We start from the raw sequence: 12,567 nt of genomic DNA, 5'->3' as shown, positions 1-12,567 counted from the left end.
GGCTTCCTTGGCTGGAGTCTCAGGCGTCCGGGGCTGCGGCGTTCAGGCCCAGCTCACCGAGTACGCGACCGCGGGATTCGTCGTCGGCGAGCACGCCTTCGATCGCTTTACGGAACGCAGGTGCGTTACCCAGCGGGCCTTTGAGGGCCACCAGCGCATCGCGCAGTTCCATCAGTTTTTTCAGCTCAGGCACTTGCTCGACCAGGCTGGCCGGGTTGAAGTCCTTCATCGAATTGACGCGCAGTTGCACAGCCAGCTCGTCGGCCTCGCCATCTTCCTGCAGACGGTTCGGCACGCTCAGCGTCAGACCCAGTTCTTGCTTGGCCAACACTTCGTCGAAGGTCATCTTGTCGATGCTGATCGGCTTGCGATCTTCGATTTTGCGATCGTCCTTGCGGTGGGTGTAGTCACCGATTGCCAGCAGCTTCAGCGGCAGTTCAATCTCTTCCTGAGCACCGCCGGTGGCGGGTTTGAAGGTGACGTTGATGCGTTCCTTGGGGGCTACCGAGCCTTCTTTGGCCATGGCTTTTCTCCTTGCGGTTGTGGCCCTGGGGCCTATTCGAGTACCACTTCGAGGTCGAGGTGGCACAGCCTGCGATAAATCTCTTCCTTGCGTTCACGTACGGCATGGTTCTGCGGCAACAACTCGCAGCAACTGTGCAGCAGGTGCAGCACTTCCAATGCAAGATCGGGCTCCCAGGCGTGCAGGCCTGAGTCCTGTAATGTCTGATCGAGGGTTTCCAGCTGGTTCTTGGCCAGTTCGTATTTCTTGGCCATGAAGCACAGCCGCGCGAGGGCGAACTGCCAGAAGAAACGTTCGCGTCCGCCGTGGGCGGATTGCAAACCCTGCTTGAGGGTCTGCACGGCCGGCTTCAGGCCTTCCTTGCGCAGCAGCGGCAGAACTTCTTCGAGGGCTTTTTCCCAGGCTGGCTGGGTTTCGACGTTTTCGCTTTCGACCTTGCGCGGCGCGCTGGCGCTTTGCAGGTGCGGCATGACATTGGCGGCGATCCACGCCCGGGTGGACGGATCGGCAAACGGCGCGCCGTCATGGAAGCGCAACTCGACAATGCCGGGCAGCCGTTGAATCAAAAGCGCGAAGTGGATTTCCACTTCGCGCATTGCCAACTCGGCGTTGAGGTTCTGGAGACACTCCCAGACCATCCTCTGCCCATCGAACCAGAACGGCGCCTTCGCCAGGCTCGCCTCCAGTTCCACCAGCAGGTCAGCGTATTTGCCTTGATCGAAACGGTCTTGGTAGAGCTTGAGTTTTTCCAGTGGCAGGCCGCGCAACACGGTGATCTGTTCGGCGTTGCGCTCGGGTACTGCGTCGATGGTCATCCACAGCAACGTGCGATTCAGGCGCAGGGCGCGCAGGTCAGTAGCCTTCTGCTTGAGCCACCAGGCGCACAGCGGGCGCGCGCTTTCCTGTTGGGCGCGCAGGGCTTTGTGTGCATCTCGTTCGTTGTCGATCGGTGCGCCGGGGGTGAGCAACTGGCTCGCCGCCTGCTTGACCTGCGCCACCGCCGCACCGACCACACCGGGGGCCGGCTGATTGTCGGCCGCGCGCTGGATCATGGTTTTCAGGCGACGGGAGATCGGCAGCAGCAATGGCGAATCATCGCCCAGGTGCTCAGCACACGCCGCTTCAAGGCCGGACAGGTGCTCGGAGAGCTGCCGGAACATCGGCAACTGCTCTTTGATCGCAATGTTTTCGGTGATGACTTGCTCGAGACGCGGTACCAGCCAGCCGATGGCGGCGGCACGAGTACGGGGTTTGAGCGGGTGAACGTCGGCCCAGTTGTTTTCCGACAGATGGTGCAGCAGACCGAGACCGGCCAGCAGCCCGGGGAAGGATTCGCGCTGGTACAGCGACCAGGTCAGCCAGGCGCCGACACGTAAATCCTTGGATTGGGTACGCAGCAGATTTTCGCTGTTTTCGCGAATTTTCAGCCAGTCGATCTGCCCGCTTTCGTGCATCGACGAGGCTTTGGCGAGCTCACTTTCCAAGGCCTCGAATTCGCTCGAAAAACGAACGTCTTCGCCCGCGAAATTCTCTTTGGAAACAGAGACTTTAGCGAGTTCGAGGTAATGGGCGGAAAGTTTGCTTGAGTAGGACATCCATGGCCTTTATTAAGGATTACAGTCAGGCGCCTATTGGAGTTACCGCGGCGCGGGACAGTATCGAAGAGCGGTGAAGCGACTCATCCAATTGAGATGTGCTCTTTCAAGTGGGCGCATCGTAATCACTATGATGGCCACTAGCAAGCATCTGATTAAACAACAAGACGAACTGTTCTTTGTTTGTTGTAGGAGGTTTCCCTATATTTAGTCAGGGAATCCCCGATGCCGTCTTCATATATACGCAGCCGCACGAAACACCTGAAAACCCTGATTTAGAGCGATCGTTCCAATCTGCCGTGATCACCGAAAACCGGGGCCGACGACAATGGCGCGGAGCATGACGGGTTTTGAAAAAAACGGATGTAGGATGATTCCGAAAGATTTCAGTGTTGTTTCAACAATTCACAGCGAGACAACCAACAATGGCAAAAGTGCCATCACTATGATGGCTTTTATATATAGGGTATTGATTTAAGTGTGAGGCAGATCGATCGCCAACCAATGCAATTGGTTACGTGGCTTTATTATTGCTGCAGTGCATAACAAATAGGCAGGCATAAAAAATGGGCACCCGACCGCAATCGGTGTGCCCATTTTTTCAGCGGTTCTCCCCGTTATTCGAGGAGTTCGCCGCAATTAAGGATTTACGCTGTCTTTCAACGATTTGCCTGGCTTGAACGCAACAGTGTTGCTGGCCTTGATTTTAACCGGCTCGCCGGTTTGCGGGTTTTTGCCGGTGCGGGCGCCTCGGTGGCGTTGCAGGAAGGTGCCGAAGCCGACCAGCGTCACGCTGTCCTTGCGGTGCAGAGCGCCGGTGATTTCTTCGAGAACGGCGTTGAGTACGCGGTTGGCCTGTTCTTTGGTCAGATCTGCTTTTTCAGCGATTGCAGCGGCGAGTTCTGGTTTACGCATTAGTGAAGCCCCTTTGACGGTTTTTTGTTGTTATGTCCGTGCTGTTCTCGTTGGAACAGCGCCCAAGGCGCCGCAGGCTCTACTCTGCGGCAGACGGGAGTGAGAATGGCACGCGGATACCGGCGGCGCCAGTCTCCACGCGACCTTTGTAGGGGCAAAAGCGGGGTGATTCCGACAGAACGACCGGTATTTACGCCAGCAGGGCCGGAAGCTGTTTGTTGAGGGCGAGTTTTTCCATCACGGCTGCACCGGTTAGCGCGTAACCGAGCAATTGGCCGTCGGCGCTGTGACACAGCGCCTTGATGTCGGCGCCCTGGCCTTCGACGGTCCAGACACCTTCGCTGCCCCGTGGTGGCGGCGAAACCACCAGCGGGCACACCGGGGTTTTCACGGTGATCGGCATCGGGCCGTAGCTCACGGCGGTCGGGTTACCCGTCAGGGTTTGCGCCAGCGCGCGCGCGCAACTCATCAGGGGCATCACGTACAGCAGGTTCAGCCCGTCGACTTCAGCGCAGTCGCCCAAGGCGTAAATATTGGCGTGGGAGGTTTTCAGATGGCGATCGACCACGACGCCGCGGTTGACCTGTACGCCAGCGGCCGCCGCCAGATCGATGCGCGGACGCAGGCCAATGGCCGAGACCACCACATCGCAAGGAATGACCTGGCCGTCGGACAGGTGCGCTTCCAGGCCGTCGGCGACTTTTTGCAGGCGGGTCAGTACCGGGCCGAGGTGGAATTTCGCACCGAGGCTTTCCAGCCCGGCCTGCACCGCCGCCGCAGCGGCCGGGTGCAGCAGCATCGGCATGACTTGTTCACAGGGTGCAACCAGTTGCACTTCGTAGCCGCCAAGTATCAGGTCGTTGGCAAACTCACAGCCGATCAGGCCAGCGCCGAGCAGTAGCACCCGACGCTTGCCCGCCGCAGCGGCGCGGAAACGCGCATAGTCTTCGAGATCATTGATCGGGAACACCAGATCGCTGCCATCGCCTTCAATCGGCACACGCACGGTTTCCGCGCCCCAGGCGAGAATCAGGTCGCGATAGCTGACCGCCTCCTCGCCAATCCACAGGCGCTTGTGGCCAGCGTCGATGCCGCTGATGCGCGTGTGTGTGCGCACTTCGGCCTTCAACTGCTCGGCCATGGTGCCCGGCTCGGCCATGCTCAGGCCGTCGGCGTCCTTGTTCTTGCCGAAACCGGTGGAGAGCATCGGCTTGGAGTAAGAGCGGCCGTCATCAGCGGTGATCAGCAGCAACGGGGTTTCGCTGTCGAGCTTGCGAAACTCGCGGGCCAGGTTGTAGCCCGCCAGGCCAGTGCCAACGATGACGACAGGTGCGCTCATGCCTTACTCCTTTGTTTTTCTTGCTTAGTTGATTTCGATCATTTCGAAGTCCGTCTTGCCGACGCCGCAGTCCGGGCACAGCCAGTCTGCCGGTACATCCTGCCAAGCGGTGCCCGGCGCAATGCCGTCATCCGGCCAACCCTCGGCTTCGTTGTAGATCAGGCCACAGACGATGCATTGCCACTTTTTCATTCAGGTACTTCCTCAGGGTTCAGGCGTGGTGCCGGCGCGGACGGTCGATGGGTGTTGCGCTGCCATCCGGCTCAGGGCGTTTTGTACTGATGGAGCCGGGCAGATGCAAGCCTGTTCGGCGCAACGGCGACCCGGATCAATCAATATCGGCGGCCACCATGTTAAGCTCGCCGCCTCATTTGCGGCCAATAATGACTCATTGTGCAACATTCAAATGCCTGCCCGGCCCCGCTCTGGCTGACTCAAAGCCGACTGACGCCCCTCCCCGATTCGGTGACCCTCGACTGGCTGTTCGACGAAGGCTCCCTCACCCGCCGACTGACCCGGTTGTCCAATGACGGCTTCAGCGTCACGCCGCTGTTTGAAGGCTGGGACACCTTGCGCGCTGACGAATGTGCGGCGCTGGATCTGGCTGAGGGCAGCGAAGGCTGGGTACGCGAGGTGTATTTGCGCGGTCACGGCGAGGCTTGGGTGTTCGCCCGCAGCGTGGCTTCGCGCGCCGCCTTGCAGGGTGACGGCTTGCACATGGATGAGCTGGGCAGCCGCTCGCTGGGCGAATTGCTGTTTTGCGATCAGGCCTTCCAGCGCCGCGCCCTCGAAGTTTGCCACTACCCTGAACAATGGCTGCCGCCAACCGCCAAAGCGCCAGAATTGTGGGGGCGCCGGTCGCGCTTCGACCGTGGCGCCTTAAGCGTGCTGGTAGCAGAAATATTCCTGCCGAGTCTGTGGAACGCCGCCCGCGCCCATCCGGAGAACTGCTGATGTATCAGAGCCTGCTCAAGTCCCTGAACCGCTTGAACCCGCGCGCCTGGGATTTCATTCAGTTGACGAGGATGGACAAGCCGATCGGCATCTACCTGCTGCTGTGGCCGACCCTGTGGGCGTTGTGGATTGCTGGCAAAGGCTCGCCGTCGCTGGCCAATATCGTGATTTTTGTCCTCGGCGTGGTACTGACCCGCGCCGGCGGCTGCGTGATCAACGACTGGGCGGATCGCAAGGTCGACGGCCACGTTAAACGCACCGCGCAACGGCCCTTGGCGGCAGGCAGGATCAGCTCGAAAGAAGCGCTGGTGTTCTTCGCCCTGTTGATGGGCGTGAGTTTTCTGCTGGTGCTGTGCACCAATGCACCGACGATCTGGCTGTCGCTCGGTGGTCTGGCGTTGGCCTTCACTTATCCGTTCATGAAGCGCTACACCTATTACCCGCAAGTGGTGCTGGGCGCGGCGTTTTCGTGGGGCATGCCGATGGCGTTCACGGCCGAGACCGGTGAACTGCCGGCGGCAGCGTGGCTGCTGTGGATCGCCAACCTGCTGTGGACGGTGGGTTACGACACCTATTACGCGATGACCGATCGCGATGACGATTTGAAGATTGGCGTGAAATCCACGGCGATTCTGTTTGGCGAGGCGGACCGGGTGATCATCCTGAGTTTGCAGGCATTGTCGCTGGGCTGCCTGATGCTGGCGGGATCCAAATTTGAGCTGGGAATCTGGTTCCATCTTGGCTTGCTGGTGGCTGCCGGGTGTTATGCGTGGGAATTCTGGTACACGCGGGATCGCGACCGGATGCGCTGCTTCAAAGCGTTTTTGCACAACCATTGGGCTGGATTGGCGATTTTCGTCGGGATCGTGCTGGATTACGCGTTGCGCTAAACGCAAATCAATGTAGGAGTGAGCCTGCTCGCGATAGCGGTGTATCAGTTAACGAAAATGCCGACTGATACACCGCTATCGCGAGCAGGCTCACTCCTACAAGGGACCGCGTTTATTTGGCTTTGGCGACTTTCCAGGCGCCGTCCATTTTGCCGTCACCGGTCATGTCACCGGCCTTCTTGTCCATCACGAAGGTGTACAGCGGCATGCCTTGATAGGCCCACTGCATTGAGCCGTCGTCGCGCTTGATGACAGTCCAGTCACCCATCGACTTGTCACCCGCCGTCGCCATCAACGGAGGCCAGTTCGTTGCGCATTTGTCGTTGCACATCGACTTGCCGCCCGAGTCCTTGGCGAAGGTGTACAGAGTCATGCCCTTGTGATCGGTGTACATGCCGTCCTTCTCCATCGCAGGATCCGCGGCCAGTACAAATCCAGGCAGAGTCAGGGCAGCAGCCATCAGCATGGCTTTGAAAGAAACAGTCATTTGAGTCATGGAAACCTTCTTTTGTGGTTGTCAGGATTCGGACTTAGAGCTTAGTTGAGGATTTGCACAATCGCCGCCGGACTAAAATACTGTCACACGACTGCAATAATTCCGTTATCTAATGCGGCGCAAGACAGTTAAATGACAAGAGGATTAAGGCATGGTTGGCAGGAGCATTCTGATCGTCGACGACGAAGCGCCCATTCGCGAAATGATCGCCGTTGCGTTGGAAATGGCCGGCTATGACTGCCTCGAGGCAGAGAACTCGCAGCAGGCCCACGCCATCATCGTCGACCGCAAGCCGGACCTGATCCTGCTCGACTGGATGCTGCCCGGCACCTCCGGCATCGAACTGGCCCGTCGTCTCAAGCGTGACGAGCTGACCGGGGACATCCCGATCATCATGCTCACCGCCAAGGGCGAAGAGGACAACAAGATCCAGGGTCTTGAAGTCGGCGCCGACGACTACATCACCAAACCGTTTTCCCCGCGCGAACTGGTCGCCCGCCTCAAAGCCGTGTTGCGCCGCGCCGGCCCGACCGACGGCGAAGCGCCGATCGAAGTCGGCGGCCTGCTGCTCGACCCGATCAGCCACCGCGTGACCATCGACGGCAAACCCGCCGAAATGGGCCCGACCGAATACCGTCTGCTGCAATTCTTCATGACCCACCAGGAACGCGCCTACACCCGTGGCCAGTTGCTGGATCAGGTCTGGGGCGGCAACGTCTATGTTGAAGAGCGCACCGTCGACGTGCACATCCGGCGCCTGCGCAAGGCGCTCGGCGACGCCTACGAAAATCTGGTACAAACCGTGCGCGGCACCGGCTACCGGTTTTCCACCAAGGCCTGATCCGACCGCCAGACTCGCTGACAAGGACCGTATTTTCCGTGAATCAAAACTGGCATGGCACCCTGATTCGCCACATGCTGCTGTTGGTCACCGCCTGCCTGGTGATCGGCCTGATCACCGGCTATTACGGCTGGAGCCTCGCCGCGGGCCTGGGGATTTATCTGGCCTGGACGCTCAAGCAATTGCTGCGTCTGCACGAATGGCTGCGCCAGCATCAACCCGACGAAGCACCGCCCGATGGCTATGGCCTGTGGGGCGAAGTGTTCGACAGCATCTACCATTTGCAACGCCGCGATCAGCGCGTGCGCGGGCGCCTGCAAGCGGTGATCGACCGGGTGCAGGAATCCACCGCTGCGCTGAAAGACGCGGTGATCATGCTCGACAGCGACGGCAATCTGGAATGGTGGAACCGCGCCGCCGAAACCTTGCTTGGCCTCAAGACCCCCCAGGACAGCGGCCAACCGGTGACCAACCTGGTGCGCCATCCGCGTTTCAAGGAGTACTTCGAGCAGGACAGCTACGCCGAGCCGCTGGAAATCCCCTCGCCAACCAACGATCGCGTGCGCATTCAGCTGTACCTGACCCGCTACGGCAACAACGAACACTTGATGCTGGTGCGCGACGTCACGCGTATCCATCAGCTGGAACAGATGCGCAAAGATTTCATTGCCAACGTCTCCCACGAATTGCGCACGCCGCTGACAGTGATCTGCGGCTACCTGGAAACCCTGCTCGACAACGTCGAGGAAGTGAATCCGCGCTGGAGCCGAGCCCTGCAGCAGATGCAGCAACAGGGCGGACGCATGCAGACACTGCTCAATGATTTGTTGTTGCTGGCGAAACTCGAAGCCACCGATTACCCGTCGGACAACCAGCCAGTGCAGATCGACACCCTGCTGCAATCGATCAAGAGCGATGCGCAGCAATTGTCCGGCGCGAAGAACCAGCGCATCAGCCTCGAAGCCGATGCCGGCCTGTTGCTCAAGGGCAGCGAGGCGGAGTTGCGCAGTGCGTTTTCCAATCTGGTGTTCAACGCGGTGAAGTACACCCCGGCCGAGGGCAACATCCGCATTCGCTGGTGGGGTGACGATCAAGGCGCACACCTGAGCGTGCAGGATTCCGGCATCGGCATCGACAGCAAACACCTGCCGCGCCTGACCGAACGTTTCTACCGCGTCGACTCCAGCCGCAACTCCAATACCGGCGGCACCGGGCTTGGCCTGGCCATCGTCAAACACGTGTTGCTGCGCCACCGCGCGCGCATGGAGATCAGCAGCGTGCCCGGTCACGGCAGCACGTTCACCTGCCATTTCGCCCCGGCTCAGGTGGCTCAGGCGCGAGCCATCAGCGCCGCCGAGTAAGACCGACCGGCACTCGCCACTAGGCAATCGCCATGTCAGCCGCTACATTGGCTGACTTGTGCCTGCCTTTCAGGCGCGACTTTTCTCTCTTTTGAATCACACGGAACCCGCAAAACTCCATCATGGACCCTTCCCCTGGCTTGTCCCTCGCTACAATTTTCGCCGACTTCGGCATGATCCTTTTCGCTCTGATCCTGGTTTTGCTCAACGGCTTTTTCGTTGCGGCGGAATTTGCCATGGTCAAACTGCGCTCGACCCGGGTCGAGGCCATCGCTGATCAGAACGGCTGGCGCGGGCACATCCTGCGCACCGTACACAGTCAGCTCGATGCGTATCTCTCGGCGTGTCAGCTCGGTATTACCCTCGCCTCCCTTGGCCTGGGCTGGGTCGGTGAGCCGGCCTTCGCGCACATTCTCGAGCCGCTGCTGAGCGCGGTCGGCGTGCAGTCGCCTGAGATTGTCAAAGGCGTGTCGTTCTTCACCGCGTTCTTCATCATTTCGTACCTGCACATCGTGGTCGGTGAGCTGGCCCCGAAGTCGTGGGCGATCCGCAAACCCGAGTTGCTGTCGCTGTGGACGGCGGTGCCGCTGTACCTGTTCTACTGGGCGATGTACCCGGCGATTTACCTGCTCAACGCCAGCGCCAACGCGATTCTGCGTATCGCAGGGCAAGGCGAACCTGGTCCGCACCACGAACACCATTACAGCCGCGAAGAACTGAAACTGATCCTGCACTCCAGCCGTGGCCAGGATCCGAGCGATCAGGGCATGCGCGTTCTGGCGTCGGCGGTGGAAATGGGCGAGCTGGAAGTGGTCGACTGGGCCAACTCCCGCGAAGACCTGATCACGCTTGAATTCAACGCGCCGCTGAAAGAAATCCTCGCGATGTTCCGTCGTCACAAGTTCAGCCGTTACCCGGTGTACGACAGTGAGCGCCAGGAGTTCGTCGGCCTGCTGCACATCAAGGATCTGCTGCTGGAACTGGCGGCGCTGGACCACATTCCCGAGTCGTTCAACCTGGCTGAGCTGACCCGTCCCCTGGAGCGCGTGTCGCGGCACATGCCGCTGTCGCAGTTGCTGGAGCAGTTCCGCAAGGGCGGCTCGCACTTCGCTGTGGTCGAGGAGGCTGACGGCAACATCATCGGCTACCTGACCATGGAAGACGTGCTGGAAGTGCTGGTCGGCGACATTCAGGACGAACACCGCAAAGCTGAGCGCGGGATCCTCGCCTATCAGCCGGGCAAGCTTTTGGTGCGTGGTGACACGCCGCTGTTCAAGGTGGAACGCCTGCTGGGCATCGACCTTGATCACATCGAAGCGGAAACCCTCGCCGGGCTGGTCTACGAAACCCTGAAACGGGTGCCGGAAGAGGAAGAAGTGCTGGAAGTCGAAGGCCTGCGCATCATCATCAAGAAGATGAAAGGGCCGAAGATTGTGCTGGCGAAGGTGTTGATGCTGGATTGAGTGCAATGCGGGAAACCGCGTTGCCTGCTAAAAGATCGCAGCCTGCGGCAGCTCCTACATGGGAATGTGAACCCCCTGTAGGAACTGCCGCAGGCTGCGATCTTTTGCTTTTAGAGGCTTATTGCTTGCCCAACGCAAAGTTGGGCAACGCCCCCAGCGGCTGGATGAACTGATACGGAATCGACACCAGCCCCTCGCTAGTATTGCGCTGCACCACAAAGTGCAGGTGCGGGCCGCTGCTGTTGCCGGTGTTGCCCGACAAGGCCAGCGAACTGCCCACCGCCACCCGTTGCCCTTCGCGTACGCTCACCGAGCCTTGCTTGAGGTGCAGGTACACGCCCATGGTGCCGTCGTCATGCAGCACGCGCACGAAATTGCCGGACGCATCCGAACCGCGCCCGCTCTGCGAGTTTTCGGTCTTCACCACCACCCCGGCCCGCGCGGCAATGATCGGCGTGCCCACCGGCATGGCGATGTCCATCGCATAGCGATTCTTCGGCCCATAGTGACTGTACTGACCGTTGGCGCCCTGACTCAGACGAAACGGCCCGCCACGCCATGGCAGTGGATAGCGATAGCCCTGCGCGATGCCTGTGGGGTCGCCGAGGGAGTAATGGAACTGCGGCGTATACACCAGCGGCTGCTTGCCGGATATCGCCGTCAGCAACGCCAACCGCGTGTTGCTACGCGCCGGCAGCACCCGGTGGATGGTTTGCGCCGGCGCACCGCGCACATTACTCAGCCCGGTGAATGCCAAGGCAATTTTGACCGGCGCATACAGATCGTTGCGCACGAAGACCACGTCAGTGCCCTTCTGCTTCTTGATGTCGAGGTACACCTGCCGCTCCAGGCGCTCGACCATGCGGTCTTGAAAGACGAACACCTGCGCGCCTTTGCTCGGCCGGTCACTGTAGGAGACCACGCCGTTGGCATCGGTGGATTTGTAAATGGTCATGGCCACAGCCGATGTGGAGGCCACGAAGAGACCACAGAAAAACAGCAGGCGTGCGAGCATGGGCAAGAGTCTGTCGAAGTAAGGCCTGGGAATGAGCCTAGCAGGTGAAGCAGACCAGGCTAGTCGACAGATGTTTCAAATGATCGTCCCCACGCTCTGCGTGGGAATGCAGCCCGGGACGCTCTGCGTCCCATGCGAGAGGACGCGGAGCGTCCGGTTGAGGCATTCCCACGCAGAGCGTGGGAACGATCAGTGTAAAGCTGTGATCACGCGCCGGGAACGAAGTGCTTCTGCGCCGTGCCGCGGGCGATCAGGCGCGAGATGTAGTCGAGTTTCTGCGCGTCCTGATCGACGAAACGGAAGGTCAGTTGCAGCCAGTCGCTGTCCGGTTTCGGCTCAAAAGCGACAACCGCGTGCAAATAGCCATTGAGACGGGCGATTTCAGCGTTGTCACCCTGCTCCAGATCGAGCACGGCGCTGTCGAGGATCTGCGGCAGGGTGTCGGTGCGTTTCACCACCAACAACGCTTCCTTGATGCTCAGAGCCTTGATCACGCATTGCTGAGTACCGCTTGGCAGACGCAATTGGCCCTGACCGCGACCACTGGCCGGAGCGGATGCGGCGGCTGGAGCCTTGACCGGAGGGCTGTTGAGCAGGCCACGGGATGGCGCAGCAGCCGGCGCTGGTGCGGCAGCAGCCGGTTTGGCGAACGGGTTGACCGCCGCAGCTGCCGGGGCGCCGCCTACCACGGCAGGCTTGCCACCGGTCAAGGCGCTGAGGGAATCGTTGCCGAACGCCGAGTTCATTTTGGTTGGCGCGCTGTTCATCAGGGTGTCGAGCTTGCCGACCTTGTTCAGCGCCTGTTTGACCTTGGTCAGCAGTTGCTCGTTGGTGAACGGCTTGCTGACGTAGCCGGAAACGCCGGCCTGAATCGCCTGCACGACGTTTTCCTTGTCGCCACGGCTGGTGACCATGACGAATGGCATGGTCTTGAGGTTGTCTTGCTCGCGGCACCAGGTCAGCAGTTCGAGCCCGGACATTTCCGGCATTTCCCAGTCGCACAGGACCAGGTCGAATGCTTCCCTGGCCAGCATAGCCTGAGCCTTTTTACCGTTGACGGCGTCCTCGGTGCGGATCCCCGGGAAGTAATTACGCAGGCACTTTTTCACCAGGTCACGAATGAACGAAGCATCGTCCACGACCAACACACTGATCTTGCTCATCCAACACCCCTA

The 12,567-nt window shown here is 60.1% G+C and carries 13 protein-coding genes; 5 read left to right on the top strand and 8 right to left on the bottom strand.

Features of this window, described 5'->3' with window-relative positions; all coding sequences use genetic code 11:
* Window positions 1–19: 19 nt before the first annotated feature.
* From tssB to CKW26_RS18590, 5 genes are all read right to left on the bottom strand, one after another.
* Window positions 20–523, bottom strand: coding sequence for a type VI secretion system contractile sheath small subunit (gene tssB, locus CKW26_RS18610; protein WP_003229587.1), 504 nt, complete (start codon window positions 521–523; stop codon window positions 20–22).
* 32 nt (window positions 524–555) lie between these two features.
* The gene (gene tssA, locus CKW26_RS18605; RefSeq protein ID WP_095049653.1) at window positions 556–2,118 is read right to left on the bottom strand and encodes a type VI secretion system protein TssA; all 1,563 of its coding nucleotides are present in this window, start codon (window positions 2,116–2,118) and stop codon (window positions 556–558) included.
* A gap of 639 nt (window positions 2,119–2,757) precedes the next feature.
* Window positions 2,758–3,033, bottom strand: a complete 276-nt coding sequence (locus CKW26_RS18600) for an HU family DNA-binding protein (RefSeq protein WP_003213368.1) — start codon at window positions 3,031–3,033, stop codon at window positions 2,758–2,760.
* Between the two features lie 190 nt (window positions 3,034–3,223).
* On the bottom strand, window positions 3,224–4,372 hold the full coding sequence (locus tag CKW26_RS18595) for an NAD(P)/FAD-dependent oxidoreductase (protein WP_095049652.1): 1,149 nt from the start codon (window positions 4,370–4,372) through the stop codon (window positions 3,224–3,226).
* A gap of 24 nt (window positions 4,373–4,396) precedes the next feature.
* Window positions 4,397–4,564: a rubredoxin gene (locus tag CKW26_RS18590; RefSeq protein ID WP_095049651.1), complete on the bottom strand. Its 168-nt coding sequence runs from the start codon at window positions 4,562–4,564 to the stop codon at window positions 4,397–4,399.
* A gap of 201 nt (window positions 4,565–4,765) precedes the next feature.
* Here CKW26_RS18590 and CKW26_RS18585 point away from each other — a divergent pair, with 201 nt between their 5' ends.
* Both CKW26_RS18585 and ubiA read left to right on the top strand, forming a co-directional pair.
* Window positions 4,766–5,326, top strand: coding sequence for a chorismate lyase (locus CKW26_RS18585; RefSeq protein WP_095049650.1), 561 nt, complete (start codon window positions 4,766–4,768; stop codon window positions 5,324–5,326).
* A complete protein-coding gene (ubiA, locus tag CKW26_RS18580; RefSeq protein WP_095049649.1) occupies window positions 5,326–6,216 on the top strand; it encodes a 4-hydroxybenzoate octaprenyltransferase in 891 nt (296 codons plus the stop codon). Before CKW26_RS18585 ends, ubiA begins: the two co-directional genes overlap by 1 nt.
* Before the next feature lie 112 nt (window positions 6,217–6,328).
* Here the strand turns inward: ubiA and CKW26_RS18575 are convergent, their stop codons facing one another.
* Window positions 6,329–6,712 carry a hypothetical protein gene (locus CKW26_RS18575; RefSeq protein ID WP_095049648.1) on the bottom strand — a complete coding sequence of 128 codons (384 nt, stop codon included), beginning with the start codon at window positions 6,710–6,712 and terminating at the stop codon, window positions 6,329–6,331.
* 151 nt (window positions 6,713–6,863) lie between these two features.
* On the opposite strand from CKW26_RS18575, the gene phoB reads away from it, so the two are divergent.
* From phoB to CKW26_RS18560, 3 genes are all read left to right on the top strand, one after another.
* Complete coding sequence (gene phoB / locus CKW26_RS18570) at window positions 6,864–7,553, top strand: phosphate regulon transcriptional regulator PhoB (protein WP_007896474.1); 690 nt, start codon at window positions 6,864–6,866, stop codon at window positions 7,551–7,553.
* Between the two features lie 74 nt (window positions 7,554–7,627).
* The gene (phoR, locus tag CKW26_RS18565) at window positions 7,628–8,914 is read left to right on the top strand and encodes a phosphate regulon sensor histidine kinase PhoR (protein ID WP_245398065.1); all 1,287 of its coding nucleotides are present in this window, start codon (window positions 7,628–7,630) and stop codon (window positions 8,912–8,914) included.
* A 122-nt stretch (window positions 8,915–9,036) separates the two neighbouring features.
* On the top strand, window positions 9,037–10,377 hold the full coding sequence (locus CKW26_RS18560) for a hemolysin family protein (protein ID WP_007920256.1): 1,341 nt from the start codon (window positions 9,037–9,039) through the stop codon (window positions 10,375–10,377).
* A 118-nt stretch (window positions 10,378–10,495) separates the two neighbouring features.
* Here CKW26_RS18560 and CKW26_RS18555 read toward each other — a convergent pair whose 3' ends face one another.
* Together CKW26_RS18555 and CKW26_RS18550 are read right to left on the bottom strand one after the other, a co-directional pair.
* On the bottom strand, window positions 10,496–11,392 hold the full coding sequence (locus tag CKW26_RS18555) for a M23 family metallopeptidase (RefSeq protein ID WP_095049646.1): 897 nt from the start codon (window positions 11,390–11,392) through the stop codon (window positions 10,496–10,498).
* A 206-nt stretch (window positions 11,393–11,598) separates the two neighbouring features.
* Window positions 11,599–12,555 (bottom strand): response regulator, encoded by a 957-nt coding sequence (locus tag CKW26_RS18550; RefSeq protein WP_095049645.1) that lies wholly within the window; start codon window positions 12,553–12,555, stop codon window positions 11,599–11,601.
* Window positions 12,556–12,567 lie beyond the last annotated feature (12 nt).

Origin of the sequence: Pseudomonas sp. Irchel s3h9, assembly GCF_900187475.1 — a bacterium.
GTDB lineage: Bacteria > Pseudomonadota > Gammaproteobacteria > Pseudomonadales > Pseudomonadaceae > Aquipseudomonas > Aquipseudomonas neuropathica.
The sequence above is the reverse complement of the archived record's forward strand: the minus strand, read 5'-3'. Positions and strand labels throughout refer to the sequence as shown.